Below are 17,335 nucleotides of genomic sequence, written 5' to 3' on the forward strand. Positions count from 1 at the left end.
GCAATCAGGGGTGGGGATCCAAGTGGGTAACTGGGTTGCTAAGGTCAGTCGCTAGCGTGGTTCTTTGGCGCTGCTGTAGATAGCGGCTTAGGCCCACCAGGACGCAGGAAACAGCAGCTAACATAAGGAATCCTGGCTGTAACCTACCGCTGTAATCGTGAATAAAGCCAAGAATCAGGTTGCCCAGCGTTCCCCCTAAGCCAAAGGTCACCATACAGATACCGCTGATTTGCATGGTGGCCGTGGGGGAATGAGTTTGATTAATCCAGCCGGCCACAATCCCCCACATCGGGAAGTACATCAGTCCATAAGTGATGCTGGCAAATAACACCATCCAAGGATGGTAAGCAAAGGCCAGCTGACCCACGGCATAGAGGCTGAAGATAAAGAGTAATGCTTTGACGTGCCCTTGCTGATCTGCCAGCTTGCCTGCCACCACCCCCGCCAGCATGCCGGTGAGTCCGACGCTAAACCAGCTATATCCGCCCCAGGCACTGGGGAGCTGCAGTTCCAATAAATAGGTATTGAGCCAGTTGGAAAAAGGCATGGTGCAAAAACCCACCAGAAAACAAATAAAGCAGGCATAAAAGGCAGTGCGATCCGTCAGGATCAGCTTAAGCAGTTGGCGGGGGGAGATGGCTTGGCTGGTTGGGTTGGTGTGCGGTTGGGGAGTGGGCAGGCTGCGTAGTAGTTGCCAGGTTACAGCAATGACCAACATGGCAAACAGCCCAGCCAGCTGCCAGCTGCTCTGCCAGCCCCAGCTGGGAACAATCCATAGCAGCATCAGCCCACTCAGGCCATATCCCCAGGCGGTACCACTGGCAGCAGTGGATAAATAGGTTGCACGTTGGTTAAGGGGAGCATAGTGACTGACGATTTCTACAATCGCCCCCCAGCTCATGGCGGCGCTGGCCGCCATGACAACCAAGGCCAGAATAATCTGGCTGGGTTGTTGGAGATGAGGCATCAACCACAGTAATGAGGCGGTCAGCATGCCAGTGATGCGGGCTAGGTGCCGCATACTAAGTTTGGGACCAAGCACGCCAAGAGCCAGGGCGCCGGCTAGGTAGGCAAGCTGTGTTAAGGCTCCTACCAGCGCTAAATGCCAGTGGTTGAGCCCTGTGCTATCACGCATTAAGGGGACAACAGCGGCAAAGAGGAACATCCCAAAGCCATGACTGACGACTTGGTTCATACCGAAAATAACAGCCATCCGCATACTATGACTCCCTGCCTAATGATCGTTTGGTCATCTACCACGGGGTCAGATTAATTCTTTGCCAGTTTTTACGAAATCGATATAAATTGAGTTCTACGTTCGGAAATAGCGAATTCTGGCCATGGCTGATCTGTCGATAACCCTACTACGCACCTTTATTGTGGTGGCTGAAACCCTCAACCTGACGACAGCCGCTAATCGGCTGCATCGGGCCCCTTCTACGGTCAGTATGCAAATTAGCCGGTTAGAAGAGGGACTTGGCGTGCCCTTATTACAGCGTGGGCAGTATGGTGTGAGGCTCACTTTGGCGGGCGAACAACTTTATTTGCAGGCGCAGCAGTTGCTGGTGCTGAACGATAAAATTGTTGGCGGGATTCAACATGCTGATATCGGCGGGAAAGTCCGCTTGGGCACCCATGATCTGTACATTACCCGGGCGCTGACTCCCTTACTGGAGAGCTATACCCTGTGTTATCCCGAAGCACAGCTAGAGGTTATCTGTGATCACCGGCCAGGTTATTTGGCCTCCTTGGTGCATGAGGGCCGGTTAGATATTGCCTTGGTGGAAATGCCCGCCTTATCCGATGGGGGGACTCGCCTTTATCGGGATAGCTTAGTCTGGGTCCGAGGGGAGGCCCATGTTCCTGCTCCTAATGAGCTGGTTAACTTGGCGGTATTTCCAGAAGGGTGTTTCTATCGTGAATCAGCCCTTAAAGCCTTGCAGCGTAGTGGTCAGCCCTATCGCATTGCCTTTACCAGTCATAGCCGTGCAGGCGTCATGGCGGCGATCAGGGCAGGCATTGGCATTGGGGTGATGCCAGCGAGTGCGTTGGAGGCGGGCTTGATTGTGATGGCTGAAGGCTTTCCTGGATTACCGCAAACAGAGACCACCTTATTTGTGGCGGATCAGGTGAATATTGCTACTTCGCGCCTGGCCCAAATTATTGAGGAAAGCCCGATCTTTCGTGCTTAAGGGGATGGTCAGGCTATTTCCTGCTATTGATTCCGTTGGATCCAGCAGCAAAAGCATATTTGCCGTAGCCAATTCACCTTGGCTCATTATAATGATCAGCAGTTGAGCAGCCCTGGTAAGGGGCTCACTTCTCCCCACCCATCCATTGGATATGCACTGAGCGAATGCCGCTATGAGTCTGTTTGCCCAAGTTGAAATGGCCCCCCGTGATCCCATCCTCGGTTTGAACGAAGCCTTTAATGCCGATACGCGCACGACCAAGGTGAATTTGGGTGTGGGTGTGTACTACGACGAAGCGGGCAAGATTCCGTTGTTAAAGGCGGTACAGCAAGCCGAGCAACAGCGCGTTGCCCAGCAGGCGCCCCGCTCCTATCTGCCCATTGAAGGCGTCGCTGCCTATGATCAGGCGGTGCAAAAGTTGTTGTTTGGCGCGGACTCTGCGCTCTTGCAGGCTGGCCGTGTGGTCACTACCCAGGCACTGGGGGGCACCGGCGCGCTGAAAATTGGCGCAGACTATCTCAAGCGTTTGCTGCCCGGCGCCAAGGTGGCCATCAGTAATCCCAGCTGGGAAAACCACCGTGCCCTGTTTGAGTCTGCAGGTTTTGAAGTGGTGAACTACAGCTACTACGACGCCACTACCCAGGGGGTAAATGAGGCTGGCATGTTGGCAGATTTAGCTGCCCTGCCCGCTGGCTCCATTGTGGTGTTGCATGCTTGTTGCCATAACCCCACCGGCGTGGATCTGGATTTGGCTGGCTGGCAAAAAGTGCTGGAAGTAGTGAAAGAGCGCCAATTGGTGCCCTTCCTTGATATCGCTTATCAGGGCTTTGGTGCTGGTATTGATGAAGATGCCTTTGCGGTACGTCTGTTTGCCGAGTCGGGTTTGAACTTCCTGGTTTCCAGCTCTTTCTCCAAGTCCTTCTCCCTCTACGGTGAGCGGGTAGGTGCCCTGTCGCTGGTAACTGCCAATGCCGAGGAAAGCAGCCGGGTACTGTCGCAAGTGAAGCGCGTCATTCGTACCAACTACTCTAATCCGCCGACTCATGGAGCAATGGTGGTGGCAACGGTACTCAACAGTGCTGAGCTGCGTGGGCTGTGGGAAGACGAGCTGGCGCAAATGCGTGAGCGGATCAAAGCCATGCGTGAAGCGATGGTGCGTAAACTGGCTGAGCAGGGTGCGGCCCGTGACTTCAGTTTTGTGGCCCGTCAGCGTGGCATGTTCTCCTATTCAGGGCTGACTGCTGAACAGGTGGAGCGCCTGAAAAATGAGTTTGGCATCTATGCAGTCAGCAGTGGCCGTATTTGTGTGGCTGCTCTTAATGACGGCAATATTGATGCAGTAACGGCTGCGATTGCTGCGGTTACCCGTTAAATCGCTTGGCGAACGAAGGCCTCCTCTGTGGAGGCCTTTTCGTTTATAGCTTTGCTACTTGTTCCTGCGCCTGATGGCTGCTATTGATTGGGTTACGAGTCCTTTGGGGGGAATCCAAGGCTATCTTGTAGCGGTTCAGGCTTAGTTAGGATACTGAGCAAGCCGTGCTCTAGGAGAACAACAATGCGTATCAAGTGGTTATGCATGCTGCTGATGGGGTGGCTATCCTGGTTACCATTGGCCCAGGCTGAATTGGCTGTGCCAACCGGTGAGGTGGTGCTGGTGGTAAAGGGCAACCTGAAAAAAACCAATGTAGGTAATGAGGCCCACTTTGATTTGGCGATGCTGGATCAGTTGGCCCAGGTCGATATGACCATGAAAACCCCCTGGACCGAAGAAGATCACCGTTACAGTGGGGTGATGCTGCGCGAGTTGCTCGATCATCTGGGCGCCTGGGGTGGTGAAGTCGTGGCTGCAGCCTTGAATGACTACCAAGCCGTTCTACCCTTTAAAGACGCCTTTGACTATGACGTGTTGTTAGCCACCCGAGAAGATGGCAATGTCATGTCGCGACGCAATAAGGGACCCATCTGGGTACTCTATCCTTTGGGAACCCGCCCGGAATTAAATGTGACGGCTTATCACAACCTGATGGTCTGGCAAGTGAAGTCACTTGAGGTGAGATAGAGGTACGCTCGTTGCTAAAAAGTAAGCTGCGGCTCATTGTCCTGGTACTGATCACGCTGGTGTTTTTGGCCAGCAGTGTGGCGTCCTGGTACAGCAACAATCAGAGCTCCCGCTTGGTAGCCACCCATGTGCAGCTATCGAGTTGGTCATTGAGTTTATTGGAGCTGGAGAGCCGTAAGTTATATAACAACTTGCGTCTGTACCGGGCTGGGGCGATTAGTTTTGATGAGGTCGCCCTGACCTATGATCTCTTGTGGAACCGCCTCAGTATCTTTCTGGTTTCGGATGAAAGTAAGCGGGTGCGCCAGAGCTATGGCGCGGGGGAGCTGGCTGAGCGTATTTTTGATGTGCTGAAAGAGCACGAACAGCGCTTGGAGCAAATGAAAAAACAGCCGCCGCAAGCTGAGGGCATGATTGCTGCCCTGCAGCCGCTGTTGGATGATTTGCGGGTGTTGATGATCAAGGTCAACACTGGCCCAGAAGCCAAGGCAGCGATTGATGCCATCTTTGCTTCGCAGCAGAAGGTGGCATTGCTGCTGATGGGGCTGTTTATCACCGGTTTGATGCTGTTGATGGCATTGATTCGCGAAAATCAGCGCAATAAATCCCTGTCGTTACATGATCCATTGACCGGCTTGCCTAACCGTACCTATTTCCGTCAGCAACTGGCGAACTGGTGTCAGGAATCCCAGCGTCATCAGCCGCGTGTTCTTTGCCTACTCAATCTCAATCGTTTTAAGGATGTAAACGATACCCTGGGCTATAGCTTTGGCGATCAGATTTTAGTGGGAATGGCCAAACGCCTGCGTGAAATTGTGCAGGAGGGAGACATGATTGCCCGCCTGGATGGTAATGAGTTCGCCCTGATTTTACAGACCAATCCCAAAGAAGAGTCGGTGGAAAGCCAGGTACGGCGTCTGTGTGAAAGCCTGAGCATCGACTTTATGGCGGAAGGTAAGGCCTATCATCTGGAAGCCAGTGTGGGGGTGAGCCTGTTCCCGGATTATGCCAAAGATGCGGATAAGCTCTATGTGCAGGCCGAGTTGGCCCTGCAACATGCACGGCAGAAAGGGCGTAATAAAATTGCGGTTTACTCGCCGATAATGGCTTCACAGCTGCAGCGCTCGCGCCGTTTACTTAAAGACCTGCGGACGGAGTTGGCCAACCCTGAATCCACTGCCTTGCAGATGTACTATCAGCCCATTGTGAGCAGCAGTAATCAGCATAGTCGTGGGATGGAAGCGCTACTACGTTGGAGCCACCCTGAGCTGGGGCCGGTGTCACCGATGGAAGCGGTGGAAATTGCGGAAAATAATGAACTTGGTCATGACCTGGCCGCTTGGGTATTGCAGCGGGTTGCCAAAGAGTTGCACCGTCTGCCCAGCCAGGTACGGGATCAACTGTACGTTGCCATTAACCTATCGCCGTCACTGTTTAATCAAAACCTGCCTCAGTGGATGACGGAAAGAGTCAATGCTTTAGGCTTGGCGCCACAGCAGTTGGTGCTGGAAATCACCGAGAATATTCTGATGCTGGATATGCGTGGTTGCCAGACCATTATTGAGCGTTTGCGTGCACTCGGTTATCGACTGGCTTTGGATGATTTTGGTACGGGATACTCGTCCCTGTCGTACTTACGTTCGTTGCCAATCAACACCCTCAAGATCGACAAAAGCTTTATCCGTAGCTTGCAGCATGATCCGTTGCAACAGTTCTTTGTGCAGTCGATGGTGGAGTTGGCCCATCGCCTTGGAGCCAGAGTGGTGGCGGAAGGGATAGAGTCCGCGCCTGAGCATGAGTGTATTCTGAAACTGAATTGTGACGAGGCCCAGGGCTACTTCTACGGCCATCCCATGCCAATGCAGGCGCTGTTGCCTTATCTCAGCCTACCCTCTGCCCAAACCGGTTAACGTTGACTGGCTAACCAGGCATCCAGCGCGTCGGCAAAGGCTTTGCGCTCCTGCTGGCCTAAGGGCGCAGGGCCACCGGTTTGAATACCGGAGCTGCGCAGGGTATCGAAAAAATCCCGCATCCCCAGTTTTTGCTTAATCGTCTCTGAGCTGTAGCGCTCGCCACGAGGGTTAAGGGCGGCGGCTCCCTTGGCCATGACCTCCGCTGCCAGCGGAATGTCAGCGGTAATCACCAGGTCCCCAGGTTGGGCCAGTTGCACAATCTTGTTGTCGGCGACATCAAAACCCTGACTGACCTGTATCGATTTGATCCAACGCGAGGGGGGAGTGGCAATATACTGATTGGCGACCAGAGTGAGCTGCGTTTGGGTGCGCTCGGCGGCGCGAAACAGAATTTCTTTAATCACCTTGGGGCAGGCATCGGCATCAACCCAGATCGGCATAGCAGTATTCCGGTTTCATCACAAAGATGCCGCATTGTCGACTAGCGCCGCCATGAAGGCAATTCTGCGCACTTAACATTGATTATTTTATAAACAGTTCTTGCGCTCCTGCTGCTTTCTGGTATAGTTCGCGCCCTCTGATGTATCGCACTCACGAGTTTGTCCGGCCCCGCAGAGACTTCGCTCTGCCCTCCTGAATCGTCTGTTTATCTCCAGACGCACAGCTGAAACAGCACTGATGCTGACCGGTCCTTTGGCGAGTTCCGATATATCCTTTGTGGCCCTCTGGGCTTAATTTGTACTAATCGGAACCGTCATGACTGCATCGACCCCGACTTTTGAGGCGCTGGGGCTTCCCCAGTTTTTGCTCAACGCTCTGACCAAGCTGGGCTATGAGACTCCTTCTCCCATTCAGGCAGAAGCTATTCCCGTACTGCTGAGCGGCAAGGATGTACTTGGCCAGGCACAAACCGGCACCGGTAAAACTGCCGCTTTCGCCCTGCCCTTACTGGCACGTATTGATGCCAGCAATCCTGCCACCCAGGCATTGATTCTGACCCCTACCCGTGAGCTGGCGCTGCAAGTGACCCAGGCTCTGGAGCAATATGCGGCCGAAATGCCTGAGCTGAACATTCTGGCGGTATACGGTGGTCAGGACTACCGTACCCAGCTGCGTGGTCTGCGTCTGGGCGCACAGGTGGTAGTAGGTACTCCTGGCCGGGTGATGGACCATATGGAGCGTGGCTCCATGCAGTTGGAGCAGCTGCAGGTACTGGTACTGGATGAAGCCGATGAAATGCTGAAGATGGGCTTTATCGATGACGTTGAGTGGATTCTGGAGCGTACTCCTGCCGAGCGTCAGATTGCCCTGTTCTCCGCCACCATGCCCCCTATCATTCGTGATGTTGCCGAGCGCCATCAGCGTGATGCGGTACGTGTCAAAATTCAGGCTCAGCGTGCTACCGTTGATGCCATTACTCAGCTGCACATTGAAGTACTGGGTGAGCAAAAGCCCCAGGCGCTGGTACGTCTGCTGGAAAGCGAAGAGACCGATGGGGTGATTATTTTTGCCCGTACCCGTAGCACCACCCAGGAAGTGGCCGATCAGCTGGAGCAGTTTGGCTACCGTGTGGCCGCTCTGCACGGTGATTTGAGCCAGCCACTGCGTGAGCAGGTGGTTAACCGCCTGAAGCAGCGTCAAATTGATATTATCGTGGCTACCGATGTGGCGGCCCGTGGTCTGGACGTTGAGCGTATCACCCACGTGGTCAACTACGATCTGCCAATGGATCGTGAAGCCTATGTCCACCGGGTTGGCCGTACTGGCCGCGCCGGTCGTGAAGGTCGTGCCTTTGCCCTGATTACTCCCCGTGACCGTCGTGCGCTGCAAGGTTTGGAGCGTCATATCGGCCACCGTCTGGAGCGTCACCAACTGCCTGACCAGGCAGCTCTGGCGAAGCTGCAGGAACAGCGTTTCGTGCAGAAGCTGGCTAAGCAACTGCAAGAAACCGATCTGGAACAAGCGTTAGAAAGCGTGCAGCAGCTGTGTGATGGCCTGCAGGTTAAGCCTGCGATGTTGGCAGCAGTGCTGTACATGCAAGCCTATGGTGAGCAGCCAGTATCCAAAGTAGCCGATATTACTCCAATCCAGCAGCGTGCCCGTGGCGAACGCCCTGAGCGTGGTGAGCGCCCCGAGCGCGGCCGTCGTGATCGTAACGAGCGTGACACTGAGCCAATGCTGCGTTATCGCTTAGAGCTGGGCCGTGAGCAGCGTGTTGAGCCGCGTGACATCGTTGGCGCCATTGCTAACGAAGCTGGTATTCCTGGCAGCCGCATCGGTCACATCCGCTTGTTCGGCAGCCACTCTACCGTTTATCTGCCTGAAAGCCTGAAGCCTGCTCAGCGTGCTGCCTTGTCTAACTGCAGCATTCGTCAGCAGCCGATGAAGCTGAGCCTGTGTGAAAATCAGGACGCTGATGAAGGCAACCGTCAGTTCCGTGGTCGTCCCCCCCGCTCCGGTGGTGGTCGCTTTGAGCGTGAAGGTGGCCGTGAGGGTGGTCGCGAAGGTGGTCGTGGTGGCCGCAGCTTCTCTGGTCCCAAGCCGCGTCGTCGTCAAGACTAACGCTGACTTAGACTCGTCCTCTGTACTCAACCCCGCCTTGGCGGGGTTGAGTCGTTTTAACCCCCTTCACTTTTGGCTGTGTCGCTCTTGTGGCCTCATTAGGTTGGCTTAGACAAGGGCGTGCCACAGGCGCCACCACCAATGCTGGGATAACGGCTGTGCAGCCTGTTTGATGGATTGGGCATCGCTCTGCGGGAGCGGCCTCAAGGCCTCTGCCATCTTGGCTTGGGGTTTAGGCTTGGATTGTACCCGTGCCATGGCGGCATATTGGGCGATGGTTAGTTCTGTTTGCACATGATCCAGGCTGGTGTGCCAATCACGGGTATGGATGCTTTTGGGAGTGCTACACATGGCGATTCTCCTTGGCTAACTCCATGCTACTCAGACTACTTCGTCTCTGCGGAGTTCCCCTGAGCAAAACTGTCACAGAAAAGGCGGCTTTGGTTGGGCTTTTGGCTTCGAAGCCTTGGCTGGCCAAGGTATGCTTAGGCAAGCGCTGCCATCCGTTGGATCGTTGCAGCGAGATGGATGGAATGAGGAAAGTCAGTGAAACGACACAGACTCACAGGATGGATACTAAGCGCAGGGTTAGCCTGGTTGCTGCCTGGGCTGGCCCTGGCCGAGAGCCATGATGGAGGGGTAGCAGCTGCTGCTGAGCAGCCCAGCCTGCCGGTGCGGGTCAGTATTCAGGGCGTCAAGGGTGAGCAGCTGGATAATGTGCGTCAGTTTCTGAGTCTGGCTCGCTTACCTAAAGAGACAGCCCCGACCGCCAGCCGTTTGGGCTTTTTACACCGTCAGGCGAGCAAAGAAATTGCCGCCGCGTTGGCACCTTATGGCTATTACCAGGTGCAGGTTGACGCCATTCTGGAACTGGAAGGCGATCATTGGCTAGCTCGCTACCGCATTGATCCAGGGCCGCGTATTACCTTGGCTGAGGTGGATATTCGGGTGATCGGGGAAGCTGCGGAGGATGTGAACTTTCGCAAAGTGTTGGCCGAGCACCCGCTGCAACCTGGTCAGCCTTTACTCCATGCCGATTATGATCAGCTCAAGGCGACCCTGACCTCGTTAGCGGCGGAGCGTGGCTACTATGATGCCCGCTTCGTCGAGCAGCGGCTGGAGGTGGATCTGCTCCAGTATCGAGCTAGCGTCCAGCTCGTGCTGGATACTGGGGCGCGTTATCGTATTGGCGAAGTACGCTTTAGCGAAACGCCTATCCGTCAGGAGCTGCTACATCGTTATGTGCAGTTCCCTCAGCAGGCACCGGTATCGACCAAGCGTTTGTTGGAGTTACAGACCGCCTTAGTGGATACCGATTACTTTAGCCGGGTCGAGGTGCAACCGCTCTGGGCAGAGGCAAACCAGCAACAGGTGCCGGTGCAGGTAGTGTTGGAGCCGAATAAACGCACCAGCTATCGTTTTGGTGTGGGCTACGGTACCGATACCGGAGCGCGGTTGCGCTTTGATCAGAAAAGACGCTGGCTAAACTCCTATGGCCATACCCTCGATATCCAGGCACGGTTGTCCCAGGTGAAGAATGATGTAGCGATCAGCTATGGCATTCCTGGCTCTAACCCGGTTCAAGACCAGTTTCAGATAAAAGCAGCCATCAACACGGAAAACTCCCTTACTACGGATAGCCAAGCCTATGTTCTGGGTGCCGGTTGGCAGCGACAAAGTGGTGCTTGGCAACGTAAATATGGCATTGATTGGCAGCGTGAAAGCTATCGTTTAGATGAGCAAAGCCTGGATACCCAGCTGCTGTTGCCCTACGCCAGCTTCAGTACCTTGGAAACGGATGATCGTCTTAATCCCCGTGAGGGCTATCGCTTTAGTCTAGAGGCGCGGGCTGCTGCGGAAGGGCTGCTATCGGATACCCACTTTGTGCAGATTAAAGCCAGTGGTAAGCATGTGCTGAGTCTGGGAGAGCGTTGGCGTTTACTCAGCCGGGCAGAACTGGGGGGATCCTGGGCTGGGGACTTTGACAAAATTCCTTCATCTTTACGTTTCTTTGCCGGTGGCGATAACAGTGTGCGGGGGTATGGCTATAAATCCCTTGGCCCTACCAGTGCCAGCGGCAAGGTCATTGGCGGTAAATACAAGGCGGTATTGAGTGCCGAGGTGGATTATCGCTTTAACGATAGCTGGAGCCTGGCCAGTTTTATTGATGCCGGTAATGCCTTCAATCAGCCGACGGAGGCGATCAGTACCGGGGTGGGTCTGGGATTGCGCTGGCAGTCTCCGGTGGGGCCGGTGCGGATTGATCTGGCTAAACCCCTCAATGACGATAAAGCCTTCCGTATTCACTTCTCCTTAGGGCCAGATCTGTGATGAAAGGACTATTAGGGCGCTGGAGTAAGCGCCTGGCCATCTTGCTACTCTGCTTAGTGTTGATATCGGTGCTGGCATTGGGCTGGTTGTTGGGCAGCCGTAGCGGTGCGCAGCAAATCTTGGTGTGGGCGGCAAGCGAAGGAGTGCAGGCAGCTGAGGTCGAGGGACATCTGCTGGGTCGTTTGGTGTTGCGGCAATTGCAGCTGCAGCGTCCAGAGGTGGAGGGGGAAATTGACGAGCTGATCGTCAGCTGGCAACCCTGGCAATTACTCTATGGCCAAGTTCGCATTGACGAAATAAGCCTGCGTGGAGCAAGGCTGCAGCTGGCGGATAGTCCGGCTGCGGAGCCGGACACGCCCCTGACGTTGCCAGCGATCCAGTTACCCCTGCGCCTCGATTTACAGCGGCTGCAATTGGCCGAAGTCACCCTGTACCCCGCGGCGGCGCAGCCGCTCTATTTGCGTTCCGCGCAGCTGCGCGCGGCCTTCGATCAACAGGGTTTACTGATCCAGCAACTGCAGCTGGACTACCCTCCCCTGCAAGCGCAGTTACAGGCCGAGTTACAACCCTGGCAGGACTATCCCCTGCAGGCGCAACTAAGCTGGCAGCTGGATTTAGCCGCACAAGGTCAATTACAGGGACATGGTCAGCTGCAAGGTACCTTGGCGCAACAGTTAACCCTTAGCCAGCAACTCGAGGGCTTGGCTCAGGCCAGTTTATGGCTACAGCTTTATCACCCCTTGGCTGAGCCCAGTTGGCAAGTCAACGCCAGCCTGCAAGAGCTGGACTGGGCCAAGTTGGCTCCGCAGTTGGCCGAGTCCCAGGCACAGCTGAAATTGCTGGCGGAAGGTGATCTGCACCAGTACCAGGCGGAACTGCAGGCCCAGGCCATCCTGCCGGAAGTGGGGCCGAGCCAGCTGCAGGTCGAATTACAGGGAGATAGCCAGCAACTGCAACTGCAACAGCTGTTAGTGACCCTGGCGGACTCCCCTGCCCGTTTACTGGCGCAGGGACAGCTACAGGGCTTGGATACTGAGCCACAGCTGCAATTACAGGGGCAGTGGCAACAGTTGGGCTATCCCCTGGCCGAGCCGTTGTACCGCAGCGCCAGTGGACGTTGGCAGCTGACGGGTAGCCTGCAGCAATTTGAGGCCTCTCTGGAGGCGGTCGTGGCGGCGACTGACTTGCCAGAGGCCAAGCTCAGTTGGCAGGGGCAAGGGGACACGAGCGGGCTGAACAGGATGCAATTGCAAGTCGATACCCTGGGGGGGCAGCTGCAATCCCGTGGCAGTGTCAGCTGGCAACCGCAACTGGCATGGCAGCAACAGTTGGAGCTGAGCCAGCTGCAACCTGGCAAGCACTGGCCGGAGTTATCCGGCACCCTGGGGGGGCGCTTGCTGACCCAGGGTAAGCTGGCAACTGAGGGCGTCGAGGCGAGTCTGGAGATCGTGGAGTTACAGGGGGAATGGCAGAAACAGCCGCTTAGTGGTCGTGGTTTACTGCACTATCACCCTGGTGGCCTCAGGATTGAGCAGCTTGACCTTGCCCTGGGGCAGACTAAATTGGCGGCCCATGGTCGTTTGGAGCAGCAGTGGGCATTGCAGTGGCAGCTCCAGGCACCCTCGTTAGCTAAGGTATTACCGCAGATGGCGGGACAGTTGCAGGCTTCAGGCAAGCTGACCGGCAGCCAACAGGCCCCTCATCTGCAGGCGCAGGTGGATGGACAGAAGCTGGTGATCAGCGGTCAGCAGTTACAGCAGCTGAGTGCCAATGTCGCTCTCGATATGCGCCCTGGGCAACCGGCTAATGTGCAATTGGTGGCCAATAAGCTGATTTTGGCAGGCGAGCGCTGGCAACAACTTAGTTTGGATATGCAGGGTACCCTGGAGCAGCATCAAATTAAGCTGATGCTGCAGGGGGAACCCTTAACCACGCAGTTGCATGCTACGGGTGGTTGGCAACAACAACAGTGGCAGGGACAGTTGCAGCAATGGCAGTTGCAGAGTGCGGATATGGGGCAATGGTCGTTGGCACAGGCGGTGACAATCAAGGCCAGTGCTGCCCAAGCCGGATTACAGCAGCCCCTGTGCTTGCTCCCCTTGCGACCTGCCTCCGCTGCGCGGCTGTGCCTGGAAGGGCAATGGTCTGTCGCCGAGGGCAGTCAGGCCAAACTGGGTTTAAGCGCCCTGCCATTGAGCTTGCTCAGTCCATATTTGCCCGGCTCGACCGCCATTGAGGGCGAATTGAGTATGACGGCGGATTTGCAGCAGCAGGCAGGCCAGGCTCCCCGCTATCAGGCTCAACTACAACTCAGTCCGAGTCGCTTTAAGCTGACCGACCCCAAGCTGCAGGTTGCCCTGGCGCAAACCCGGCTGAGTGTGCAGGGCAGTCAGGACAATGTTGATGCACAGCTGGCGCTTAAGTTGCCGGATGTGGGCGGTAATCTGAATGCCACCTTCAGTGTTAAAGGTCTGAGCCGGGAAGCCAAACTCCAGGGTGAAGTGCTGGCCCGGCTGGATGATTTGGGGCTGGTATCGGTATTAGCACCCCAGGTACAGATCAAGCAAGGCTATCTGGCCGCGGATCTGCAATTGGCAGGACGTCTACAGGCGCCCCTCATCCAAGGGCAGCTGGGGCTTTATCAGGGGTTATTGGAAATCCCTCAAGCGGGCTTGGTATTGCAGGAGCTAGGTTTGACTTTAGCGCCAGTGACACCGGGTTCCGCCACCTTGCAGTTGCAGGGGCAGGCCCGCTCTGGACAGGGGCTGGTACGCCTGCATGGGGAGTTAGAGCCACAAGCCAGTCGGGGGTGGTTGACGCTGCAGGGAGAGGACTTCCAGGCCTACGCTACCCAGGATATTCAAGCTTGGATCAGCCCTAACCTGCGCCTGGACTGGCAACCGCAGTTAACCCTGGTGCGCGGTGAGCTGCTGATTCCCAAGGCGATGATCAGTCCACCGGATCTCAGCAGCGCCACCACCTCCTCCAGCGATACGGTGATTGTGGATGGCTCCACCCCTGAGGTGCGGGGCGAGAGCAGCCGTTTGGATGTCGAGATCCGTTTGCGTTTGGGGGATCAGGTCTGGGTGGACGCCTTTGGCTTTAATGGGCGTTTGCAGGGGGAGTTGGAAGTTCGCGAGCGGGGTCGTGGGCCCCGGGGTACTGGCACCATTGAGGTGGCCAGTGGTGAATACGAACTCTATGGGCAGAAGCTCTCTATTAGCCGGGGGGGGCTGGTGTATACCGGCGGGCCCCTCGATAACCCTGGACTCGATATTCGGGCTTTGCGTCAGGTGGAACAGGTTGAAGTGGGGGCACTGGTAAGTGGCACGCTACGTCAGCCCAGTCTGAAGCTGATTTCGCAGCCCAGTATGCCGGATGCCAGTATCCTCTCTTATCTGCTGCTGGGACGGGCGCCAGGCACCTCCAGTGGTGCTGAGCAAAGCATGCTGCTGCGGGCGGCGATGGCCCTGACCATGAAGGGTGGCAACTCCATTACCCAGAAAATAGCGACTAACTTGAATGTGGATGAGCTGGGTTTTGATGGCGGTGAAGGCCTGGGAGAAGCGGCTTTCTTTATTGGTAAATACCTGTCGCCGCAGCTGTATATCAAATACGGGGTGGGCTTACTGGAACCCGCCAGTCAGTTTTTGATTCGCTATAAACTGACCGACAACATCAGTTTTGAATCCCAAACAGGCACCAATGCCAGCGGTGCCGACGTTTTTTACAGTATTGAAAAGTAAGGAGCCGGGCATTTGCCCGGCTTTAGCATGACTATGCTGCGTCGGCGCAGCTATTTAGAGCGCAGAATAAATAACAGATCCTGAGCATGCTCAGCGGCATCACGGCCTAAATCGGTGAGGTAGCCACCATCGGCTTGGGAAATCAGGCCCTTTTCAAACAGGCGTTGAGTGGCGTTAATCAGGGCGGGTTCGGCATCGTGATGCACTTTCAGCCCGACATGATCTGAGTCCAGACGGTATTGCGCCAGAATACGGATTTCATCAACGAGTTCAGAGCTAAGTGGCATAGGTCCTCCTGCACACCGAGTAGCCTACAGGGCTACTGTTGCTATTGAGCCTAGCATAGCCCATCGCACTCTGCTGCAAACTCAGCCTGCCCTTTGCCCAGGATCAGCCCCTGGGTTAAAAGCTGAGCAGCACAAGCGGGGGCACGATAAACAAGCCCGCCGAAGCGGGCTTGTTTATCGTGCCAAGCAGGCGGTTTAGCCGTTCAGGGCAGAAATATCCGCCACCTGCAGGAACAACTGACGCAGTTGCGCCAGCAGTGCCAGGCGGTTAGTGCGCAGGGCCAGGTCATCACTCATCACCATCACATCTTCAAAGAAGCTGTCGACGGCTTCACGCAGAGTGGCCAGTTCAGCTAAGGCTGCGCTGTAATCCGCCTTGGCAAACAGCGGTTGCACGCTGGTGGCCAGCTGTTGCAGCTGAGCGTAAAGCGCTTTTTCGGCTGCTTCCTGCAACAGGGCGGGATTAACTTCACTACTGCCCTCACCTTCTTGCTTGGACAACAGGTTGGAAACCCTCTTGTTGGCGGCGGCCAGGGATTCAGCAGCAGCCAGTTGGCGGAAGCTGTTCACTGCCTTCACCCGGCGGACAAAGTCGAGCGGACGAGTGGGACGCACCGCCAGCACCGCCAGATAGACTTCAGCGGCAATGCCGTCGTCTTCAAACCAGGCGCGGAAGCGCTCCAGCATAAAGTCCAGCACGGTGTCAGCCAGACCATCCGCGGCGGGCAGGTTGGGGTGCTGGCTGGCGGCGAATTGCAGTAACTGGCGCAGGTCGACATCCAGCTCTTTCTCCACCAGGATACGCAGCACACCCAGGGCGGCACGGCGCAGGGCGAAAGGATCTTTGGAACCGGTGGGGGGCTGATTAATGCCAAATAGGCCGGTCAGGGTATCCAGACGATCAGCAATGGCCAGGGTAGCCCCGGTCAGGCTGCTGGGTAGCTGGTCACCGGCAAAGCGCGGCATGTACTGCTCGTTCTGAGCCAGGGCCACTTCTTCCGCTTCGCCATCGTGCAGGGCATAGTGGTAGCCCATCAGGCCCTGCAGTTCGGGGAATTCCAGCACCATGTTGCTGACCAGGTCACACTTGGCCAGCAGGGCGGCGCGCTCGGCCCAGTCGGGGTTGCCTCCTAATTGCTCACTTAACTGACGGGCCACTGCCGCGACACGTTTGCTCTTGTCGGCCAGGGTACCGAGGTCTTTCTGGAAGACGATGGATTCCAGTTTTTCCTGGCTGGCTGCCAAAGGCTGCTTCTTGTCTGTTTCGAAGAAGAAGGCCGCATCGGTCAGGCGCGGACGCACGACCTTTTCGTTACCGGCAATCACCTGGGCGGGGTCTTTGGACTCCAGGTTGGCGATGGTGATGAAGTAAGGCAGCAGCTTGCCGTTAGGATCAAGCAGCGGGAAATACTTCTGGTTGCCTTCCATGGTGGAGATCAGGGCTTCGGCGGGGACTTGCAGGAAGTGCTCTTCGAAGCGGCCCATTAGGGCCACGGGCCACTCGTTGAGGGCTGTGACTTCCTCCAACAGGGCCTCATCCATTTTTGCCTGACCCTGTACCTTGGCGGCTTCAGCCAGTACTTGCTGACGAATCAGCTCTTTACGTTCGTCAAAATCCGCCATCACATAGGCGGCACGCAGGCTTTGCTGATAAGCCCCAGGCTGAGTGATTTCAACTTGTTCAGGATGATGGAAGCGATGGCCACGACTATGGCGACCAGCTTGCAGGCCCAGAATACTGGCGGGTACCACTTCATCACCTAACAGCATCACCAGCCATTGCACGGGACGTACGAATTCAACCCGGGAGGCTCCCCAGCGCATGCGCTTGGGAATCGGCAGTTTATCCAGTGAGGTTTGCACAATCTCGGGTAGCAGGCTGGCGCTGGCCTTGCCCTGTTCCAGGCTGCGGTAAATGTAATAGAAGCCTTTGCCGGTATCGACTTGCTCCAGCTCTGCTACCGTGGCACCGCAGGAGCGGGCAAAGCCCTCTACCGCTTTTTCCGGTGCGCTGGTGGCGGGGCCACGTTTCTCGACCTGGCGATCAGGCTGGGCGGTGGCTAACTGGCGGATCAACACTGCCAGGCGACGGGGAGCAGCATAGGCTTTTACTTCGCCATGGGGGATGCCGGCCTGGGCCAGACCTTCCACAATCCCTTGGGTAAAGGCGTCACTCAGAGTCTTGAGGGCTTTAGGTGGGAGTTCTTCGGTTCCCAACTCAACTAGAAAATCCAGGGCTGCCACG

At 56.1% G+C, this 17,335-nt stretch carries 12 protein-coding genes; 7 read left to right on the plus strand and 5 right to left on the minus strand.

What is annotated here, in order from left to right:
* Positions 1-4: 4 nt before the first annotated feature.
* Positions 5-1,219 carry an MFS transporter gene (locus Q334_RS0101175; protein ID WP_027311607.1) on the minus strand — a complete coding sequence of 405 codons (1,215 nt, stop codon included), beginning with the start codon at positions 1,217-1,219 and terminating at the stop codon, positions 5-7.
* A gap of 121 nt (positions 1,220-1,340) precedes the next feature.
* Here Q334_RS0101175 and Q334_RS0101180 point away from each other — a divergent pair, with 121 nt between their 5' ends.
* From Q334_RS0101180 to Q334_RS0101195, 4 genes are all read left to right on the plus strand, one after another.
* Positions 1,341-2,192, plus strand: coding sequence for a LysR family transcriptional regulator (locus tag Q334_RS0101180; RefSeq protein WP_027311608.1), 852 nt, complete (start codon positions 1,341-1,343; stop codon positions 2,190-2,192).
* A gap of 172 nt (positions 2,193-2,364) precedes the next feature.
* On the plus strand, positions 2,365-3,564 hold the full coding sequence (locus tag Q334_RS0101185; RefSeq protein WP_027311609.1) for an amino acid aminotransferase: 1,200 nt from the start codon (positions 2,365-2,367) through the stop codon (positions 3,562-3,564).
* A 183-nt stretch (positions 3,565-3,747) separates the two neighbouring features.
* Positions 3,748-4,251 (plus strand): molybdopterin-dependent oxidoreductase, encoded by a 504-nt coding sequence (locus tag Q334_RS0101190; RefSeq protein ID WP_051527427.1) that lies wholly within the window; start codon positions 3,748-3,750, stop codon positions 4,249-4,251.
* Positions 4,252-4,262: 11 nt separating this feature from the next.
* The gene (locus tag Q334_RS0101195) at positions 4,263-6,161 is read left to right on the plus strand and encodes a putative bifunctional diguanylate cyclase/phosphodiesterase (protein WP_027311611.1); all 1,899 of its coding nucleotides are present in this window, start codon (positions 4,263-4,265) and stop codon (positions 6,159-6,161) included.
* Here the strand turns inward: Q334_RS0101195 and Q334_RS0101200 are convergent.
* Positions 6,158-6,604 carry a YaiI/YqxD family protein gene (locus tag Q334_RS0101200; protein WP_027311612.1) on the minus strand — a complete coding sequence of 149 codons (447 nt, stop codon included), beginning with the start codon at positions 6,602-6,604 and terminating at the stop codon, positions 6,158-6,160. The genes Q334_RS0101195 and Q334_RS0101200 overlap by 4 nt on opposite strands.
* A gap of 316 nt (positions 6,605-6,920) precedes the next feature.
* On the opposite strand from Q334_RS0101200, the gene Q334_RS0101205 reads away from it, so the two are divergent.
* Positions 6,921-8,726 carry a DEAD/DEAH box helicase gene (locus tag Q334_RS0101205; RefSeq protein WP_027311613.1) on the plus strand — a complete coding sequence of 602 codons (1,806 nt, stop codon included), beginning with the start codon at positions 6,921-6,923 and terminating at the stop codon, positions 8,724-8,726.
* Positions 8,727-8,834: 108 nt separating this feature from the next.
* On the opposite strand, the gene Q334_RS0101210 is transcribed toward Q334_RS0101205, so the two are convergent.
* Positions 8,835-9,077: a hypothetical protein gene (locus Q334_RS0101210; protein ID WP_027311614.1), complete on the minus strand. Its 243-nt coding sequence runs from the start codon at positions 9,075-9,077 to the stop codon at positions 8,835-8,837.
* Positions 9,078-9,272: 195 nt separating this feature from the next.
* Between Q334_RS0101210 and Q334_RS0101215 the strand changes: the two genes are divergently transcribed.
* Together Q334_RS0101215 and Q334_RS0101220 are read left to right on the plus strand one after the other, a co-directional pair.
* Positions 9,273-11,057 (plus strand): autotransporter assembly complex protein TamA, encoded by a 1,785-nt coding sequence (locus Q334_RS0101215; RefSeq protein WP_081414286.1) that lies wholly within the window; start codon positions 9,273-9,275, stop codon positions 11,055-11,057.
* A complete protein-coding gene (locus tag Q334_RS0101220; protein WP_027311616.1) occupies positions 11,057-14,803 on the plus strand; it encodes a translocation/assembly module TamB domain-containing protein in 3,747 nt (1,248 codons plus the stop codon). Before Q334_RS0101215 ends, Q334_RS0101220 begins: the two co-directional genes overlap by 1 nt.
* 50 nt (positions 14,804-14,853) lie before the next feature.
* On the opposite strand, the gene Q334_RS0101225 is transcribed toward Q334_RS0101220, so the two are convergent.
* A complete protein-coding gene (locus tag Q334_RS0101225) occupies positions 14,854-15,090 on the minus strand; it encodes a TIGR02647 family protein (RefSeq protein ID WP_027311617.1) in 237 nt (78 codons plus the stop codon).
* A 195-nt stretch (positions 15,091-15,285) separates the two neighbouring features.
* Entirely contained in the window at positions 15,286-17,334 is a 2,049-nt protein-coding gene (gene glyS, locus Q334_RS0101230; RefSeq protein ID WP_027311618.1) for a glycine--tRNA ligase subunit beta, read from the minus strand.
* Position 17,335 lies beyond the last annotated feature (1 nt).

This window comes from Balneatrix alpica DSM 16621 (assembly GCF_000619885.1).
Lineage (GTDB): Bacteria > Pseudomonadota > Gammaproteobacteria > Pseudomonadales > Balneatricaceae > Balneatrix > Balneatrix alpica.

Bases quoted from the DNA above. Each gene is read 5' to 3' on its own strand.
- Q334_RS0101175 (WP_027311607.1), bottom strand. From the start codon at position 1,219: ATGCGGATGGCTGTTATTTTCGGTATGAACCAAGTCGTCAGTCATGGC.
- Q334_RS0101180 (WP_027311608.1), top strand. From the start codon at position 1,341: ATGGCTGATCTGTCGATAACCCTACTACGCACCTTTATTGTGGTGGCT.
- Q334_RS0101185 (WP_027311609.1), top strand. From the start codon at position 2,365: ATGAGTCTGTTTGCCCAAGTTGAAATGGCCCCCCGTGATCCCATCCTC.
- Q334_RS0101190 (WP_051527427.1), top strand. From the start codon at position 3,748: ATGCGTATCAAGTGGTTATGCATGCTGCTGATGGGGTGGCTATCCTGG.
- Q334_RS0101200 (WP_027311612.1), bottom strand. From the start codon at position 6,604: ATGCCGATCTGGGTTGATGCCGATGCCTGCCCCAAGGTGATTAAAGAA.
- Q334_RS0101205 (WP_027311613.1), top strand. From the start codon at position 6,921: ATGACTGCATCGACCCCGACTTTTGAGGCGCTGGGGCTTCCCCAGTTT.
- Q334_RS0101210 (WP_027311614.1), bottom strand. From the start codon at position 9,077: ATGTGTAGCACTCCCAAAAGCATCCATACCCGTGATTGGCACACCAGC.
- Q334_RS0101220 (WP_027311616.1), top strand. From the start codon at position 11,057: ATGAAAGGACTATTAGGGCGCTGGAGTAAGCGCCTGGCCATCTTGCTA.
- Q334_RS0101225 (WP_027311617.1), bottom strand. From the start codon at position 15,090: ATGCCACTTAGCTCTGAACTCGTTGATGAAATCCGTATTCTGGCGCAA.